Source organism: Oerskovia sp. USHLN155 (assembly GCF_037145535.1).
Taxonomy (GTDB): Bacteria; Actinomycetota; Actinomycetes; order Actinomycetales; family Cellulomonadaceae; genus Oerskovia; species Oerskovia rustica.
In genome coordinates, this window is the sequence record NZ_JBBCXG010000001.1 from 198379 (window position 1) to 214909 (window position 16531).

17 protein-coding genes and 3 tRNA genes are annotated in these 16531 nt (G+C 74.0%); 9 read left to right on the forward strand and 11 right to left on the reverse strand.

The annotated features are described in order from the left end of the window. Nucleotides 1-4 precede the first annotated feature (4 nt). The 6 genes from WFH32_RS00845 to WFH32_RS00870 all read right to left on the reverse strand — a co-directional run bounded on the left by WFH32_RS00845 (nt 5) and on the right by WFH32_RS00870 (nt 4144). Nucleotides 5-385, reverse strand: coding sequence for an MmcQ/YjbR family DNA-binding protein (locus tag WFH32_RS00845; RefSeq protein ID WP_191797778.1), 381 nt, complete (start codon nt 383-385; stop codon nt 5-7). A 67-nt stretch (nt 386-452) separates the two neighbouring features. Beyond that, on the reverse strand, nt 453-830 hold the full coding sequence (crcB, locus tag WFH32_RS00850) for a fluoride efflux transporter CrcB (RefSeq protein WP_336705933.1): 378 nt from the start codon (nt 828-830) through the stop codon (nt 453-455). Beyond that, nucleotides 827-1276: a fluoride efflux transporter FluC gene (locus WFH32_RS00855; RefSeq protein ID WP_336705934.1), complete on the reverse strand. Its 450-nt coding sequence runs from the start codon at nt 1274-1276 to the stop codon at nt 827-829. Before WFH32_RS00855 ends, crcB begins: the two co-directional genes overlap by 4 nt. Further along, nucleotides 1276-1776, reverse strand: coding sequence for a universal stress protein (locus tag WFH32_RS00860; RefSeq protein WP_336705935.1), 501 nt, complete (start codon nt 1774-1776; stop codon nt 1276-1278). The genes WFH32_RS00855 and WFH32_RS00860 overlap by 1 nt, the downstream gene beginning before the upstream one ends. A gap of 41 nt (nt 1777-1817) precedes the next feature. Beyond that, nucleotides 1818-2825: an aldo/keto reductase gene (locus WFH32_RS00865; protein WP_191797770.1), complete on the reverse strand. Its 1008-nt coding sequence runs from the start codon at nt 2823-2825 to the stop codon at nt 1818-1820. Next, nucleotides 2822-4144 (reverse strand): heparan-alpha-glucosaminide N-acetyltransferase domain-containing protein, encoded by a 1323-nt coding sequence (locus WFH32_RS00870; RefSeq protein WP_336705936.1) that lies wholly within the window; start codon nt 4142-4144, stop codon nt 2822-2824. Before WFH32_RS00870 ends, WFH32_RS00865 begins: the two co-directional genes overlap by 4 nt. Before the next feature lie 237 nt (nt 4145-4381). Between WFH32_RS00870 and WFH32_RS00875 the strand changes: the two genes are divergently transcribed. Then, nucleotides 4382-5191 (forward strand): methyltransferase domain-containing protein, encoded by an 810-nt coding sequence (locus WFH32_RS00875; protein WP_225228420.1) that lies wholly within the window; start codon nt 4382-4384, stop codon nt 5189-5191. A 98-nt stretch (nt 5192-5289) separates the two neighbouring features. Further along, nucleotides 5290-6072: a fumarylacetoacetate hydrolase family protein gene (locus WFH32_RS00880; protein ID WP_030150808.1), complete on the forward strand. Its 783-nt coding sequence runs from the start codon at nt 5290-5292 to the stop codon at nt 6070-6072. 4 nt (nt 6073-6076) lie between these two features. On the opposite strand, the gene glsA is transcribed toward WFH32_RS00880, so the two are convergent. After that, nucleotides 6077-7498, reverse strand: a complete 1422-nt coding sequence (glsA, locus tag WFH32_RS00885) for a glutaminase A (protein WP_336705937.1) — start codon at nt 7496-7498, stop codon at nt 6077-6079. A gap of 162 nt (nt 7499-7660) precedes the next feature. Here glsA and gltX point away from each other — a divergent pair, with 162 nt between their 5' ends. Together gltX and WFH32_RS00895 are read left to right on the forward strand one after the other, a co-directional pair. After that, entirely contained in the window at nt 7661-9160 is a 1500-nt protein-coding gene (gene gltX / locus WFH32_RS00890) for a glutamate--tRNA ligase (RefSeq protein ID WP_191797762.1), read from the forward strand. Continuing rightward, nucleotides 9157-9978 carry an HAD family hydrolase gene (locus WFH32_RS00895; RefSeq protein WP_336705938.1) on the forward strand — a complete coding sequence of 274 codons (822 nt, stop codon included), beginning with the start codon at nt 9157-9159 and terminating at the stop codon, nt 9976-9978. Before gltX ends, WFH32_RS00895 begins: the two co-directional genes overlap by 4 nt. A 55-nt stretch (nt 9979-10033) precedes the next feature. Here WFH32_RS00895 and WFH32_RS00900 read toward each other — a convergent pair whose 3' ends face one another. Beyond that, nucleotides 10034-11014 carry a LysR family transcriptional regulator gene (locus WFH32_RS00900; protein WP_191797760.1) on the reverse strand — a complete coding sequence of 327 codons (981 nt, stop codon included), beginning with the start codon at nt 11012-11014 and terminating at the stop codon, nt 10034-10036. A gap of 69 nt (nt 11015-11083) precedes the next feature. Between WFH32_RS00900 and WFH32_RS00905 the strand changes: the two genes are divergently transcribed. Continuing rightward, nucleotides 11084-12304, forward strand: coding sequence for a YeiH family protein (locus WFH32_RS00905; protein WP_336705939.1), 1221 nt, complete (start codon nt 11084-11086; stop codon nt 12302-12304). An 86-nt stretch (nt 12305-12390) separates the two neighbouring features. On the opposite strand, the gene WFH32_RS00910 is transcribed toward WFH32_RS00905, so the two are convergent. Further along, nucleotides 12391-13047 carry a hypothetical protein gene (locus WFH32_RS00910; RefSeq protein WP_336705940.1) on the reverse strand — a complete coding sequence of 219 codons (657 nt, stop codon included), beginning with the start codon at nt 13045-13047 and terminating at the stop codon, nt 12391-12393. Then, nucleotides 13044-13853: a class I SAM-dependent methyltransferase gene (locus WFH32_RS00915; protein WP_336705941.1), complete on the reverse strand. Its 810-nt coding sequence runs from the start codon at nt 13851-13853 to the stop codon at nt 13044-13046. The genes WFH32_RS00910 and WFH32_RS00915 overlap by 4 nt, the downstream gene beginning before the upstream one ends. 248 nt (nt 13854-14101) lie before the next feature. Here WFH32_RS00915 and WFH32_RS00920 point away from each other — a divergent pair. The 4 genes from WFH32_RS00920 to WFH32_RS00935 all read left to right on the forward strand — a co-directional run bounded on the left by WFH32_RS00920 (nt 14102) and on the right by WFH32_RS00935 (nt 14906). Continuing rightward, a tRNA-Gln gene (locus WFH32_RS00920) sits at nt 14102-14173 on the forward strand. Nucleotides 14174-14267: 94 nt separating this feature from the next. After that, nucleotides 14268-14340 (forward strand) — tRNA-Glu (locus WFH32_RS00925). 78 nt (nt 14341-14418) lie between these two features. Beyond that, nucleotides 14419-14494 (forward strand) — tRNA-Glu (locus WFH32_RS00930). Nucleotides 14495-14630: 136 nt separating this feature from the next. Continuing rightward, complete coding sequence (locus tag WFH32_RS00935) at nt 14631-14906, forward strand: hypothetical protein (protein WP_191798410.1); 276 nt, start codon at nt 14631-14633, stop codon at nt 14904-14906. Nucleotides 14907-14911: 5 nt separating this feature from the next. Here the strand turns inward: WFH32_RS00935 and WFH32_RS00940 are convergent, their stop codons facing one another. After that, nucleotides 14912-16384: a nitronate monooxygenase gene (locus WFH32_RS00940; protein ID WP_318244284.1), complete on the reverse strand. Its 1473-nt coding sequence runs from the start codon at nt 16382-16384 to the stop codon at nt 14912-14914. Nucleotides 16385-16531 lie beyond the last annotated feature (147 nt).

Below are 16531 nucleotides of genomic sequence, written 5' to 3' on the forward strand. Positions count from 1 at the left end.
GTCCCTACTCGGTCGCGTCGAGGAACGCCTGCGCGAGGCGCTGGGGCGCCCGCGCGAGCCACGCGTCCTCGAGGAGCTCCTCGAGCTCGGGGACTGCGACGCGGTCGAGCCGCGCGAGCACGATCGGGTAGCCCGCGAAGTGGGCGGTGGTGAAGAAGGTGCTCGGCTCGTCACCCACGAGCGCGAGCTTCTCGCCCTCGTCGGCGACGTAGAACCCGAGGGGCGGGGTGTCCGGTGCCAGGTCGCCCAGCTCGTCCAGGTCCCGACGGCGCAGCGGACGTTCCCAGGCGAAGTTCCGTCCGTGCACGGCCCACTCGTGCGGGCGGTGCTCGGCGGTGTCCGGCAGCACCGCCGCGATCCGCCCGACGTCCTCCCACGTGGCCATGCTCCCGACGCTACGCCTCGCCGTGGGTGCTGTCATCGCCCGCTCCGGAGCGGGCGATGACCGACGCTCAGAGGGACGACCCCCAGCGGTACCCCGCGAACGCCAGCGCGACGCACGCCACGAGCACCCCGATCGAGTACGCGAACGCCGTGCCGTACCGCTTCTGGCGGACCAGCTGGACGGTCTCGTAGCTCGCGGTGCTGAACGTCGTGTAGCCGCCCAGGAAGCCCGTGCCGATCACCGCGGCCACGTCGGTCGGTGCGAGCCTGGCCACGACCAGGCCCGTGAGGACGCCCAGCGCGAGCGAGCCGGACAGGTTGATGATCGTCGTCGGCCACGGGAAGGCCGTGCGGACCTTCGAGCGCACGACGCCGTCGAGGACGAAGCGCGTCCCGGCACCCAGGCCACCGGCGACGGCGACGACGAGGAAGAGGGCGAGCGTCACCGGCGCACGCCCCCGTCGACGGGACGGTCGGACGCCGGGAGCCTCGAGCCCGCGACGATCCCGAGCACCGTCGCCACGGTCCCGACGACCAGCGTGGCGGCGACGTAGATCATCGCGACGTCGGTGCGCGCGGCGTCGACGAGCAGCGCCGTGCCGGTCGCCAGGGTGCTGTACGTCGTGAACCCGCCGCATAACCCCGTCCCGAGAAGAAGCCTCAGCCGCCCGGCGCGCGGCTCGCCGGTGGAGCGGCGGGTGAGGGACTCGTAGAGGAGGCCGAGGACGAAGGCACCGACGACGTTGACCAGCAGGATCGCGACGGGCAGCCCGTCGACGTCCGGCACGGCCAGCACGACGGCCTCACGACCCGCGGCGCCGAGCGCCCCACCGACGACGACGAGCCCGATCGCGGCCGGGCGCAGGTGGTTCGGCCGCTCGCGCGCGGGCATCAGGAGGGGCTCCCGGCGGGCACGGGCTCGGTGCCCGGGGGGACCGCCGGGACGACCACGACCGGACGGTGCTGGCGGTGCGCGAGATGGATCGCCACGGACCGGTTGAAGAGGTCGTGGACCCCGCGGCCCGGCCCGTGGGTCCCCACGACGATCAGCTCCGCGTCGACCGTCCGTGCGAGCCGGGCCAGAGCGTCCGCCGGGTCCCCGGCGAGCAGCCGGGTGCTCCAACGGACGCCGACCGCGTCCAGGGCCGACGCGAGACGCTCGGCGAGCTCCGGGTCGAGCTCGTCGTCGTGCGCGTCGTGGAAGTCCGGGTCGATCGGTGCGGACGTCACGTGACCGTCGGCGCTCTCCGAGACCACGAACCGTGCGGGGTTCACCGTCGCGCAGATCAGCTCGGCGCCGAGGCGCGCCGCGAGCCCGGACGCGGTGCGCAGGACCTCCTCGGGCTGCCCACGAACGACTCCCAGGACGACCGGTCGTGGGTTCTCTCCCATGGGCCCAGCCTACCGACGCCCCCAGGCTCCGCGGCGGTGGGCTAGAACGGTGCGACCTTGCGCGCCGGCGGGAAGATCGCGTCGAGCGCGGCGAGGTCCTCGGCCGTCGGGACCCAGGAGCCCGCCGCGGCGTTCTGGCGGACCTGCTCGGGCCGGGTGGCGCCGGCGATGACGCTCGACACCTGCGGCTGGGCCAGCAGCCACCCGAACGCGACCTCGACCTCGGTCACGCCGCGCTCGCGCGCGAACGTGTGGAGCGCCTTCAGTGCCTGCCAGGGCGCGGACTCCAGCAGGTGCGGCTTGGAGTGGACCAGGCGGCCGTCGTCGGGCCCCGTGCCGTCCGCGTACTTGCCCGTCAGGAGGCCGTTCGCGAGCGGGAAGAACGGCAGCACGCCCAGCCCGTAGGCCTTCGCCGCGGGCAGGACCTCGAGCTCGGCCTCGCGGTCGATCAGGTTGTACTGGTTCTGCGCCGACACGAACCGGACGGTACCGGTCAGGCGCGCCTGGTACTCGGCGTCGGCGATCTGCCAGCCCGCGCGGTTCGAGTGCCCCACGTAGCGGACCTTGCCCGCGCGGACCAGGTCGTCGAGCGCGGACAGCGTCTCCTCGACCGGCGTGCGCCTGTCCGGGGTGTGGAACTGGTAGAGGTCGATCCAGTCCGTCCCGAGGCGCCGCAGCGACGCCTCGACCGCCTTGACGACGTACCGCCGCGAGCCGCGCGCCCGGAAGTCCTCGCCGTTCGCGCCGTGCATGGGCATGCCGAACTTCGTGGCGACCACGACGTCGTCGCGGCGCGAGCCCAGCGCCTTGCCCAGCAGCTCCTCGCTCAGGCCGGGCTGCGCACCGTAGACGTCCGCGACGTCGAAGAACGTGATGCCCGCGTCGAGCGCTGCGTCGACCAGCGCGCGGGAACCCTCGAGGGACTCGGTCGCGGTGCGCGGGCGCCCCAGGTTGTTGCAGCCCAGGCCGATCGCGGACACCGCGAGTCCGGACGAACCCAGGCGACGGACCTCGGGGCGGGCAGGGGCGTCGGGTGAAGAAGTCGTCATGCGCCCGACTGTACGTCCCCGCTGGAGGTGGGCGGCGCCGTCGGGACGACGTCTCGCCGGGTGGGCGACGCGCCGTCCGGCGCGACGCCCGAGGAGACCGACGCCGCTCGCCCCGCGACCCAGCCCATGAACCTCTCGAGCGGGCCGCGCCCGAACGACCACCGCCACACCGTCGCGAGCACCAGGCTCGCCACGACGAGCACCAGCAGCTCGCCGTTCCCCGTGCCCGCCATGAGCGGCTCCTCCCAGACCCGGATCGCGACGATCTGCAGGCAGTAGACGGTCAGCGCCATGGACCCCACGGCCGCGAGCGGGGCGAGGACGCGCAGGACCGGGCGGCGGCTGCCGAGCAGCAGACAAAGGCCCAGGACCGCGAGCGCGAACCCGCCCGAGCCCAGCACCTCGAGCGTCGTGTCGGTGTGCGGCCCGGCGAGCCACAGGTAGTCCGACGTCGGTAGCGGGGCCGTCCACGGCAGCGGCTCGGGCTGGTACAGGCCCGAGGCGTCCACGGCCGACTGCTGGATGAGCGCGGCCCGCCCCGACCCCGCGAGGACCTGGGGCAGCGTCGTGCCCGTGAACAGCGCGGACAGCAGGTACGCACCCAGCGCAGCGGCCGCGCCGCCGCCCAGGAGCCGCACCTGGAGACGCTGCGACGACAGGTCGAGCCGCCCCACCCCGAGCCCCACGAGCACGTACGCCATCCACACGAGCGCCGGGTAGTGCCCCGTGAGCAGGAAGTCCGTGAGCGCCCCCGACCCGTCCACGGGCAGCGTGAGCTCGGCCCGCAGCAGGACCTCGGGCAGCCACTGCACGAGGACCGGACCCACGACCGCGATCACGAGCGCGAGGCCGAACAGCCGCCGCGGAGCCCACCGCAGGAACGGCAGCGCGAGCACGAAGTACGCCGCGTAGAAGCCCAGGATCAGCGCGACCGGGGTGCCGAGAAGGTCGAGCAGGCCCGCGAGGGCGAGCAGCAGCACGGCCCGCACCAGGATGCGCGTGCGTGCCTGGAGCGCCGGGAGGCCCGACAGGGGAGCGCGGCGCCCCGAGACGAGCGCGAGCGAGACCCCCGCGATCACCGCGAACAGGATCGAGGACCGGCCGTGCACGAGCGAGAGCCAGCCGTCGCCCGTCGAGAAGTCGTCCGACGTCACGCCGACGTGCGCGGCGAACATGCCGAGGATCGCGAGCCCCCGGGCCAGGTCGACGCCGGGTACCCGCTCGCCCGCAGGCAGCAGCAGGGCGGCGTGCCGACGCCAGAACCCGCCCGACGACGTCGCGTGGGCAGGGCGGGCAGCGGCGGCCGGGACAGTGGTCACGCAGCGATTCTCCCGGGTGGTCGCCCGCCCCGGCCGCGCGGCGCGCGCGACGCGCCGGGCCGCACCCCGACCCTTCCCCGCCCATGATGTGAGAACAGGGCTGTGGGAAGGGTGGAAGCGTTCTACCGTGCAAGCATGACCCACACCCCCACGCCGGACCAGGACGTCACCGCCGACGCCACGCCCGACGCCCATGCGCCCGACGCCCCCACCGGGGCCCTGGGCAGCACACCCAGCATGGAGTCCGAGTCGTACACCCACGGCCACCACGAGTCCGTCCTGCGCTCGCACCGCTGGCGCACCGCGGAGAACTCCGCGGGCTTCCTCCTGCCCCACCTTCGCAGCGACCACCAGGTCCTCGACGTCGGCTGCGGGCCCGCGACCCTCACGGTCGACCTGGCCCGCCACGTGCCCGGCGGCACAGTGATCGGCGTCGACGCCTCGGCCGCCGTCCTCGAGAGCGCGCGCGAGCTCGCCGCCGGCTCCGGGCTGAGCAACGTCTCGTTCCAGCAGGCCAACGCCTACGAGCTGCCCTTCGCCGACGACACGTTCGACGTCGTGTTCGCGCACCAGCTCCTCCAGCACCTGTCCGACCCGCTCGCCGCGCTGCGCGAGATGAAGCGCGTCGCCAAGCCCGGCGGCATCGTCGCCGTGCGCGACGCCGACTACGCCGCCATGACCTGGTACCCCGAGTCCGCGGGCCTCACCGAGTGGAACGAGCTCTACCACGAGGTCACGCACGCCTACGGCTACCAGGCCGACGCCGGTCGTCGCCTCCTCGCCTGGGTCCAGGAAGCGGGCTTCGACCCCGCCCAGATCGTGCCCTCGGCCGGGGTCTGGTGCTACTCGACCCCCGCCGACCGTGCCTGGTGGGGCGGGCTTTGGGCCGAACGCTGCATCGCGTCCAACTTCGCCGTCCAGGCCAAGGAGTCGGCGCTCGCGGACGACGTCGCCCTCGAACAGCTCGCGCAGGAGTGGCTGCGCTGGGCCGAGGAGCCCGCCGGATGGTTCGCCGTCCTCAACGGCGAGGTGCTCGCCCGGGCGTAGCGCCGCCGTCGGGCTGCACGTCAGCCCGGCACGACTCGCGACGAGGCCGCGACCCCCGCCCAGGGGGCCGCGGCCTCGCGCGTCGGTAGGCTGGGCCCGTGCGCATCGCCAGATTCACCACCGGAGAAGACCCCCGCTACGCCCTCGTGCAGGAGGAGGCGGGCAAGACCTACCTCGCCGTCCTCAACGGCGACCCCCTCTACATGCCCGTCCTGCCGACGGGCGAGCGCATCGAGCTCGGGGACGGCGTCCGCCTCCTCGCGCCCGTGATCCCGCGCTCCAAGGTCGTCGCGGTCGGCCGCAACTACGCGGCCCACGCGGCCGAGATGGGCAACGACGTGCCGACGACGCCGCTCATCTTCTTCAAGCCCAACACCTCGGTCGTGGGCCCGGACGACCCCATCGTGCTGCCCGACTTCACCGAGGAGGTCAGCTACGAGGCCGAGCTCGCGGTCGTGATCGGGCGCATCGCGAAGGACGTGCGTCCCGAGGACGCGGCGTCCTACATCCTCGGGTACACCGTGGCCAACGACGTGACCGCCCGTGACGCCCAGCGCACCGACGGCCAGTGGGCCCGCGCCAAGGGCTTCGACTCCGCGTGCCCGCTGGGCCCGTGGATCGACACCGACCTCGACGTCGACGACCTCGCGGTGACCTCGCGCGTCAACGGCGAGACCCGTCAGGACGGTCGCACGCGCGACATGATCTTCGACGTCCCGTACCTGGTGTCCTACATCTCCGAGGCGTTCACGCTGCTGCCCGGTGACGTCATCCTCACGGGCACACCGGCCGGCGTCGGGCGCATCGACGCGGGCGACCGCGTCGAGTGCGAGGTCGAGGGGCTCGGAGTGCTCGCGAACCCGGTCGTCCGGCGGGGCTGACGACTCAGGTGCCTCGGGCCGCCTCCAGGAGGCGGTCCTCGCACCAGCGCTGCGCGTTCTCGAACGTCGTGAACTCGTGGTCGACGCCCGCGAGCAGGCGACGCTCGAACGGGTCGACCACGACCACGTGCACCCCCTGGGCGCGCAACCGTGCCACGAGGGCGCGCAGGAGCTGCGCACCGAGCGTGACCACGCGGGACGTGCGGTGCAGGTCGAGGATGAGCCACCGTTCGCCGCCCGGCAGCGGGGAGGGCAGGTCGTCGACCGAGCGCAGGATCGTCTCTGCGGCCGCGAACTCGACCGTGCCCTGGACCGCGCGCACCGAGATGGCCGCGCCCAGCTCCCGCAGCCGCAGGAGCTGGGCGGGCGTGCGGTGCGCGAGGTGGCGCAGGCGGTCCGCCCGTGTCGAGCGGTAGAGCGTGGGCACGTCGCGGTCCGGGCGGTGCATGAGGTGCAGGTCGAACTGCCGGGAGATCTCCTGCGCCGCCGCGACCGAGCGCACGCTGTTGCCGCGCGCGTCGAGCGGCGGGCTGAACAGGCCCAGGCCGAACTGGCCCACGCCCACCGACACCAGCCCGCCCGAGACGCCGCTCTTGGCGGGCAGCCCCGCGCGCAGGAGCCACTCGCCCGCGTAGTCGTACATGCCGCTCGTCGCCATGACCGCGAGCACCCACTCGGTCACGACCTCGTCGACCACGCGCTCGCCCGTGACCGGGTTGACGCCGCCGTTCGCGAGCGTCGCCGACATGCGGGCGAGGTCGCGCGCGCTGACGAGGACCGAGCACTGGCGGAAGTACGTGTCGAGCGTGCCCTCGACGTCCGCGGTCAGGGCCCCCGTGCTGTGCATGAGGTAGGCGATCGCGCGGTTGCGGTCGCCCGTCTCCGACTCGCTCACGTAGACCCGGCCGTCGACCTCGAGCGGGCGCCCCGCGAACGCGCCGAGCACGCGCAGGATGCGCGCGAACCGCTCCTCCTCGGTGTCCCCGCGCACGAGCGACGTCGTGACGATCGCGCCCGCGTTGACCATGGGGTTCGGTGGCCGCCCCGTGACGGGGTCGAGGCGGATCGAGCTGAAGCCCTCGCCGCTGGGCTCGGCGCCGACGTGCGCGAGCACCTCGGGCAGCCCCCGGTCCATGAGCGCCAGGGCGAACACGAAAGGCTTCGACAGGGACTGGATGGTGAAGGGGACGTCGGCGTCGCCCGCGGTGTAGATGCTGCCCGTGACCCCGGCCAGGGCGACGCCGAACAACGAGCGGTCGGCCGTCGCGAGCTCGGGGATGTAGGTCGCGACCGTGCCCTCGTCGAGACCGCGGAACGCCTCGTGGACGCCGGCGAGCGCGTCCGCGATGAGGCCGCTCGCACCGGTGCCGGCCGGGTGGTCGGAGGTGTCGGTCGCGATGGTCGGGGAGTGATCGGAACCTGCCATGTACGCGATTGTGCGCCTCGCGCCGGTCCTGTGCCCGGCGGGCGGACGGCATCGTGCCAGGCCGGCGCCCGGCCTCGTGCCCGGCCTCGTGCCGGCGGGCTGCCGAGCGGGCGCGGAGCCGGCGCACGGCCCGCACGACCGGGCGGCGATAGGCTGTGGGACGTGATCCCTGCACCTGGTTCCTCGCCCGTCCGCGTCCGCTTCTGCCCGTCGCCCACGGGGACGCCGCACGTCGGCCTCATCCGCACGGCCCTGTTCAACTGGGCGTACGCCCGGCACGTGGGCGGGACGTTCGTCTTCCGCATCGAGGACACGGACGCCGCGCGCGACTCCGAGGAGAGCTACCAGCAGCTCCTCGAGGCGCTGCGCTGGCTCGGCATGGACTGGGACGAGGGCGTCGAGGTCGGCGGCCCGCACGAGCCCTACCGCCAGTCGCAGCGTGGGGACCTCTACCAGGACGTCGTCCGCCGCCTCGTCGAGGGCGGGTACGCGTACGAGTCGTTCTCGACGCCCGAGGAGATCGAGGCGCGCAACGTCGCAGCCGGTCGCCCCAAGGCCATGGGCTACGACGGGTTCGACCGCACCCTGACGGACGAGCAGAAGGCCGCGTTCCGCGCCGAAGGTCGCGAGCCCGTGCTGCGCATGCGCATGCCCGACACCGACGTGTCGTTCACGGACCTGGTGCGCGGCGAGATCTCGTTCGGTGCGGGCTCGGTCCCGGACTACGTGATCGTGCGCGGCAACGGCCAGCCGCTGTACACGCTCGTCAACCCGGTCGACGACGCGCTCATGGGCATCACGCACGTGCTGCGCGGCGAGGACCTGCTGTCCTCGACGCCGCGCCAGGTCGTGCTGTACCGCGCGCTGCTCGAGCTGGGCGTCGCGCAGGTCATGCCCGAGTTCGGTCACCTGCCGTACGTCATGGGCGAGGGCAACAAGAAGCTCTCCAAGCGTGACCCCGAGTCCAACCTGTTCCTGCACAAGGAGCGCGGCTTCACGCCCGAGGGCCTGCTGAACTACCTCGCGCTGCTGGGCTGGAGCATCTCCGCGGACAACGACATCTTCACGGTCGAGGAGATGGTCGCGGCGTTCGACGTCGCCGACGTCAACCCGAACCCGGCCCGCTTCGACCTGAAGAAGGCCGAGGCGATCAACGCGACGCACCTGCGCATGCTGGCTCCCGAGGACTTCCGCGACCGGCTGGTCCCGTACCTGCACCAGGGCGGGTTCGTCCCGGCGGACTCGTTCGCGGACCTGTCGGCCGAGCACCAGGCGCTCGTCACGGCGGGTGCCCCGCTCGTGCAGGAGCGCATGGTCCTGCTCGGCGAGGCCAAGGGCATGCTGGGCTTCCTATTCGTGGCCGACGACGCCGTGCCCGTCGAGGACGAGGCGCGCGCCGCGCTGCGCGAGGAGGCGCCGGCCGTGCTCGACGCCGCGATCCGCGTGCTCGACGCCCTGGACGACTTCTCGACCGACCCGGTCCAGGAGGCCCTCAAGGCCGTCCTGGTCGAGGAGATGGGCATCAAGCCGCGCTTCGCGTTCACGCCGCTGCGCGTGGCCGTGACGGGCCGTCGCGTCTCGCCGCCGCTGTTCGAGTCGATGGAGATCCTCGGCAAGGAGTCGACCCTCGCGCGCCTGCGTGCGCTGCGCGCGTCGCTGTGAGCACCCCTGAGGCCACGCTGCCCGACGGCGCCCCTCACCCCGGCGGTGCCGCTCACCCCGGTGGGGGAGCGGCGCCCGGCGCGGTCGACGGCGTCCTGTTCGACGTCGACGACACGCTCGTCGACACCCGCGGAGCGTTCGCGCTCGCGATCGACGCGGTGTGCGCGGTGTACCTGCCGCAGCTGCCGGTCGAGCGGTACGGCGAGGTCCTGGCGCTGTGGCGCAGCGACCCGCACGGCTGGTACCGGGCGTACACGCGCGGCGAGCTGACGTTCGACGGGCAGCGCATGCTGCGCGCGAACGAGCTCCAGGAGACGTTCGGCGGTGCGGTCCTCGACGAGGACGGGTACGCAGGCTGGAGGTCGGTCTTCTGGGGCACGTTCGAGGAGGGCTGGCGCGCGCACGACGACGCCGCCCCCGTCCTCAAGCGGCTCGCCGCCGCGGGAGTGCGGGTGGGCGCCCTGTCGAACGCGGCCGTCGCGCTCCAGACGGACAAGCTGTCGCGGTCGGGGCTGTCCGAGGTGCCGATGCTCGTGGGCGTCGACACCCTGGGCTTCGGCAAGCCGGACCCGAGAGTCTTCGTCGAGGCGTGCGCGCGCCTGGGCACCGACCCGGCCCGCACGGTCTACGTGGGCGACGAGCTCGACGTCGACGCCCGCGCGGCCGCCGCGGCCGGGCTGACGGGCGTGTGGATCGACCGGCCGGGGACCCGGCGCGGCGGCCCGGCCGAGGAGGATCCCGAGGCCGCGCGAGCGGCCGGGGTGCACGTCGTGGCGAGCCTCGACGAGGTCGGCGACCTGGTGCTCGACGGCCGCTGACCGCTCGTCGGACGGCGAGGTAGAACGTGCCGCTCGAGGTGGTGCGCGGCGCGTTCTACCTCGCGGTCGCGACCGCCGCGATGCGCCGTGCCGCCGCCGTCAGCTCGGTGCCGTCCTTCCAGATCATGCGCAGCCGCCGGGTCAGGTCCAGGCCGGGCACGTCGACCTGCACGAGCGAGCCTCGTGCGAGGTCGTCGGCCACGGTGAGCCGGGACAGCACCGCGACGGCCCCGCCGTACTGCACGGCGGTCTTGAGCGACGCGGTCGACCCCAGGTAGGGCAGGTGCTCCGGTAGCCGAGCGCCCGTCGCGAGCAGCGACTTCTCGAGGGTCTCCCGGGTGCCGGACCCGCGCTCGCGCACCACGAGGCCTCCGCCCAGCAGCTCGTCGACGGTCGCGGTGCGGCGCCTCCGGGACGCCCACGGGTGCGTGGGGGCGACGACGACGAGCAGCTCGTCGCGGGCGAGGGTGCGGCTGCGCAGCCCCCGCCGCATGGTCGAGCTCTCGATGAACCCGAGGTCTGCCTCGTCGGCGAGCACGAGCTCCATGACGGTGCGCGAGTTGCGGACGAGCAGCTCGACGTCGGGGGCCGGGGTCGGGTCCTCCGGGCCGGTCATGCCGCCCGCGGCTCTCGGAGCAGCGAGCGTCGCGAGCCATCGGGGCGCGAGGTACTCGGCGATCGTGAGGCTCGCCGCGAGCCGGATGCGGGCCGAGGGGGCCTCGCGGAGTGCCGCGGCCGAGGTCTCGAACCTGTCAGAGGCGTCGATGACCTCACGGGCCCAGGTCGCGGTCGCGCGCCCCGTCTCGGTCAGGCGGGCTCCGCGGGTCGAGCGGGTCACGAGCTCGAGGTCCAGGTGCCTCTCGAGGCGTCGCATGCCGGCCGAGGCGCTGGGCTGCGACACCCCCAGCGCACGAGCGGCCGCGCTGATGGACCCGTGCCGGTCGGTCGCGACGAGCAGCTCGAGCAGGGCCAGCGAGGTGCGTTCGCGGCGCGGGTGAGCGGTGCTCGTGGGGGCTCCCCGGTCGGCCTCGGTCATAGCCTCATCCTATGGCTAGGTCGTGAACCGGGCCTTCTGGTGCGGGTCCGGTCGCGGCACCGTGGAAGCATGACCCCCACGAACGACCTCGCCGCCCGCACCCCGGGCGCGACGCGCGCCCCCGACCGCCCCGCCACGTCCGGCGGCCCGGCCCCGACCGGGAGCCCCGCACCCTGGATCCGGCGCGCCGCCCCCGGGCTCGTCCTCTGCGCCGTCGCGACCCTCGGCGCCTACCTGCTCGCGCAGGTGGTCCCGCTCTCGCCGCTCGTGCTCTCCCTCCTGGTGGGCGCCGCCGTCGGCTCGCTGCTCGGGAGCCTGCGGCGCGCGGGCGGGGCGAGCGCCGCCGTCGGGCAGGGAGCCGGGGTCGCGCGGTGGGCCGCGGTGCTCACGTCCCGCACCCAGGAGGGGGCGCGGTGGACCGCGACGCGTGTCCTGCGCGCCGGCGTCGTGCTGCTGGGGCTCCAGCTCTCGCTGCCCGAGGTCCTCGCGCTCGGGTGGCGAGGGCTCGCGGTCGTCGGGATCACGGTCGCCGTGACCTTCAGCGCGACGCTCGCGCTCGGACGGGCCCTGCGCGTGCCGCGCGTGACCTCGTTGCTCGTCGCGACGGGGTTCTCGATCTGCGGCGCAGCCGCGATCTCCGCGATGCAGGGAGTCGTCGGGAGCGGCGACGACGAGGAGTCGCGCCGCGAGGCCGACGACGCCGTGGCGACCGCGCTCGCGCTCGTCACGATCTTCGGGTCGCTCGCGATCTTCGTGCTGCCGTGGCTCGCCGGGCTGCTGGGCCTCGCCGACGACCGCGCCGGACTGTGGATCGGCGCGAGCGTCCAGGAGGTCGCGCAGGTCGTGACCGCGGGCGGCGCCGTCTCGGCCGCCGCCCTCGCGACCGCGACCGTGAGCAAGCTGGCCCGCGTGGTGCTCCTCGCCCCGCTCGTGGCCGGGGCCGGGGTGCTGAGGGCTCGGCGCGAGCGGGTGGCGCCACCCGCGGACGTCGAGGTCGCCGCGGGGGGCTCCGGGGCCTCGGCGGCCCGCCGGACGCCACCCGTGCCGCTCTTCGTCGTCGGCTTCCTCGTGGCCGTGCTGGTGCGGAGCACGGGCGTCCTGCCCGCGTCCGTCATCGAGGTGACGACCATGGTCACCACGCTGCTGTTCACCGCCGCGATGTTCGCGATGGGCCTCGGGGTCGACGCCGCGCACCTGGTCCGCACAGGTCGGCGCGCGCTCGTGCTCGGCACCGCGTCGGCCGCGGTCGTGACCGGGACCTCGCTCGTCGCAGTGCTTCTCCTGACGTGACGCCCCGTGACGGCGACCTGACACCCCCGACCCGACACCCCCGGCCTGGCGGCGACGACTCTCCGACGTCGCCACCAGGCGGTGGGCTACCGGACGCTCGCGTCCCAGCGCCAACGGGTCCGTCGCGGCAGGCCGGGCAGGTCGCTGCGGCCCGTCGCCCACACGAGGGCGTCGTCCGGGGCCAGGTCGAGCGCGGTGGGCGGCAGGTCGGGGAAGAGCCGGGCCAGCACCCGGGCGCTCATGCCCTCGGGCAGCGTCGGAGACGTGCCCGTGAGTCCCTGGAAGACGTCCCGGCCGTGGACGAGGATCTCCACGACCCCCATGGCCGCGAAGCCCTCCGGGTCCGAGAGCCCGTACGGGTGGTAGGCGCGGGCCGTGGGGGGACGGGCCGCGACCTGGGCGGCGAGCAGCTCACCGCCCGCGACGATGACCTCGGCCAGGCCCGCCGGTCCGGCCTCGCGCTTGACGTGCGCGATCTCGTCCTCACCCTTGGGACCCGCCAGCGGCAGGTAGTCGAGCAGGGGGAGGCCCGCGACCTGGAGCGCGTAGGCCAGGAGGTCGTCGACGACGTGCTCGGCGGTCGCCCAGCACGACCACCGCACGGGCCCCGCCTGCGCGTCGAAGGCCGCATCGGGATGCCGCGCGACGCCGTCGGCGAGCCAACGGGAGGCCGCGCGGACGTCGTCGGGCGTGACGGGGCCAGGGGCCAGCGTGGTCGCGAGATCCTCCGGCTGGGCGCTCACGCGTCGGCCGCGTCGGTGTCGGTGCCGCGGACGCGGTCCGCGCGCCAGCACTCGGCGCGGTACGGGAGGTCGATCTCGGACCGGCCGGCGAGGGCCGGGTGCGTGGCTACCAGCCGGTCGACGGCGTCGAGCAGCTCGTCGCGCTCGGTCGCCGGCAGGGTCAGGAGGTGGCTGCGCGTGGACGCGAGCGTCCGCAGCGACGCGGCCGGCAGCCGGTCCGCCCACGAGAAGGTCGCGTGCTCGAGCGGCGTGAAGGCCCCGTCGGCGCCGTCGATCGTGGGCGTCCGGTGGACCGGCTCGAGCGAGTCGCCCCGATGGATGATCTCGGTGAAGCTCTCGACCCAGTCGACCGTGTGGTCGCGGACGTTCCACACGACGCCCAGGCGCCCGCCGGGACGCAGGACGCGCGCGATCTCCGGGACCGCGACGGCGACGTCGAACCAGTGCCACGCCTGGGCGACGAGGACCGCGTCGACGCTCCCGTCCTCGAGAGGGATGCGCTCGGCGGTCCCGGGCAGGACGTGGGCCCCCGGCACGGCGTCCTGGAGCTCGGCGCGCATGCCCTCGGAGGGCTCGACGGCGGTCACGTGGAGCCCGCGCGCCATGAGGCGTTCGGTGAGCTTGCCCGTGCCCGCGGCGAGGTCGAGCACGTGCCGTGCCCCCGCGGGGAGCATCCAGTCGATCGCGGCGTCCGGGTAGGACGGCCGGACGGCGCGATACTCTCCCGCTCCGGCGCCGAACGAGGACGCGCGCGCGGCGTGCGAGGCGCGCGGGGGGTCGGGGGTCGGGGCGTCGTCGGTGCTCACGTCTTCGACGGTGCCACGTCCGGGCGGCGAGGTCTACATCTGGCGCACGACGTGTCGTACGGGGCCGTGGACCGGCTGCCGCCGCAGCCGGGCGCGGTCGGACGAGGCGGGCCGAGCGGCGGGGGCGACGCAGCCGGGCGTCGCGAGGGCGATTTGGCCGGGCCGGAAGTGTCCGGTAATGTTTTCTCTCGGTGAGGCGCTCAACCGCGGCCCGGGAACGGGACGAGGGTGCGGCGCTGATACCTCCTTGGGGTATGGTGTAATTGGCAACACAACGGTTTCTGGTACCGTCATTCTAGGTTCGAGTCCTGGTACCCCAGCGCAGAGCATGCAGCGCATCGAGTCGGTCAAACCGACACGAAACGTGCAGTAGAGTTCTCAACGGCACGGCGCCCCTCGGGGTGACGAGCTTAGGCCCCCATCGTCTAGCGGCCTAGGACGCCGCCCTCTCACGGCGGTAACACGGGTTCAAATCCCGTTGGGGGTACGTACGAGGCCTGGCCATCGTCAGATGACCGGGCCTCGATGACGCTCACTCGCCCTTCTGGGTGGGGGAGCGGTCCTGGCCCCCATCGTCTAGCGGCCTAGGACGCCGCCCTCTCACGGCGGTAACACGGGTTCAAATCCCGTTGGGGGTACCAACGCAGAGCTCGATCATCGGAAGATGGTCGAGCTTTCGTCGTCTCCGGGGGGCATCCGGTCGGCTACCCGTTCCGGGGGAGCATCCGGTCGGCGACCCGTCCGACGCGCGACGGACGAAGGTGCTAGGTTCCTGCGATGTTCATCGACGTGACGTGCAGGGTCTGCGGCTGGTCCGACCCGGGCGACCCGGAGGAGCTGTGGCACGGGGGCACTCCTCTCCACGCCGTCTGCGACTGCTGCGGATCCGAGAGCGGGGTGCAGGACGTCTCCTGGCGCACCGCGCTCCGAGCCCGCAAGGCCTGGGTCGACGGGGGTGCCCCGTGGTTCGCACCCGGCGCGCGCCCCGGGGACTGGGACCTGTCGGCCCAGCTGGAGAAGGTCAGGAGCCGTCGCGTCCCGACCCCGGGCTGAGCCCGTCAGGCGCCGATCGTCGAGGCCGGCGCCCCCTCGTCCAGGAGCCAGTCGAGCACGTCGCCGGCCGACCAGGCGCCGTCGTGCCGCTCTGCGAGCCGCGCCGCTCCGGCGACGTCCGCCCCGAGGGTGACGAGGGGGAGCTCGACGTACCCGTCGGCACGTGTCTGACCGAGCCCGACGTCGGCCGCGAGCGAGTTGCACAGGCACGACCGGCCGACGGCGTCGTCGGCCCCTCCGCCCTTGCGCTCGAACATGTGGGCCGGCTCCGCGGGGCAGCGATAGGTGACCTTGCCGTCGTCCTTCTCGACCGGGGTGCGGAGGTAGCCCAGGTCGCACAGCCGGGGCCGCGCCGCCGCGACGTCCGTGGCCGAGAGGGTGCCCGGGAGCTGGGCGACCTTGAACGGGAAGCCGGTCGGCGAGGTGAGCGGCTCGGTGCGTACGTCGAGCGTCCCGGCGCGCAGCCGCGCGAGCACGTCCTCGCGCAGGGCAGGGTCGAGCCCCGAGTCGGTCGAGAGCGCGAAGAGCGTGCCGACCTGGACGCCCGTCGCCCCGGCCTCGCACGCGGTGGCCAACGCCTCCGGGGTGCCCTGCGCGCCCGCCAGCCAGAACGGCAGCCCGATCGCGGCGACCTTCGTCAGGTCGGCCTGGTCGCGTGGGCCGAATACCGGCTGCCCGGCCTCGTCGAGCGTCAGGCGCCCGCGGGGAGGGGCGTTGTGCCCGCCGGCAGGAGGGCCCTCGACCACGAAGCCGTCGGGCCGGGTGTGGTCCTCGCGCACCAGGTGCTCGGCCAGGGCGTGCGCGGAGACGACGGCGAGGAACGTGGGCCGCGTCACGGGAGGCAGCGACCCGCCGAGGAGCGTGTCGGGGTCGAGATCGACCGTGTGGTGGCTGCCACCCACCACCGTGACGGGGAACTGGACGGCCTCATGACCCGCGAGCTGGTCCAGCAGGTGCGGGATGTCGCGGGGGATGCCCGCCCCGGTCACGACGTAGTCCGCGCCGGCGAGCATCGACCCGTAGGCGGCCGCAGGAGCGGCCATCTGGATCTTCTCGAGGAAGTTGATGCCCACCCGCCCGTCGTGCCCCTCCTTGGCGAGCCACACCTCGACGAAGCTGCCCAGGATCATGAGCTCCTGCGCCAGGCGGGTCTGACGGAGCGCGAGGCGAGGCACGGGGGCGTAGGGCTGGCCCTCGCCGCGCCCCTCGGGACGGAAGTAGCGCGAGAGCACCCGCTGGGCGAACCGCGGCACCGGGAAGGCGTCGAGCGCCCTGCGCACCGCGCCGTCGCGGTCGCCGTTCTGCAGCCTGCGCGCCAGGACGAGGTCCAGCGCGGTCCCGGAGACCAGGCCGAGCTGCCCCGTGCGTGCGACGGCCGACGCGAGTCGCCAGGACGAGACCGCCATCCCCATCCCGCCCTGGATCACACGAGGTAGGGGCGGGAACGATGCGGGGGCGGGCAGGGACAGCGTGGTCACAGGTGGACCCTTCTCAGGCCTGGGGCGGGTGGTTACTGCACCGTAGGTTGGGGACCTGCGTCGAGAACAGGGTCGAAGGGCCCGAACCTGGCGGAGATGTCACGGTGCCCTGCTTCCGGCCCCGGGGCGGAGGGTCTCGGCCGCGAC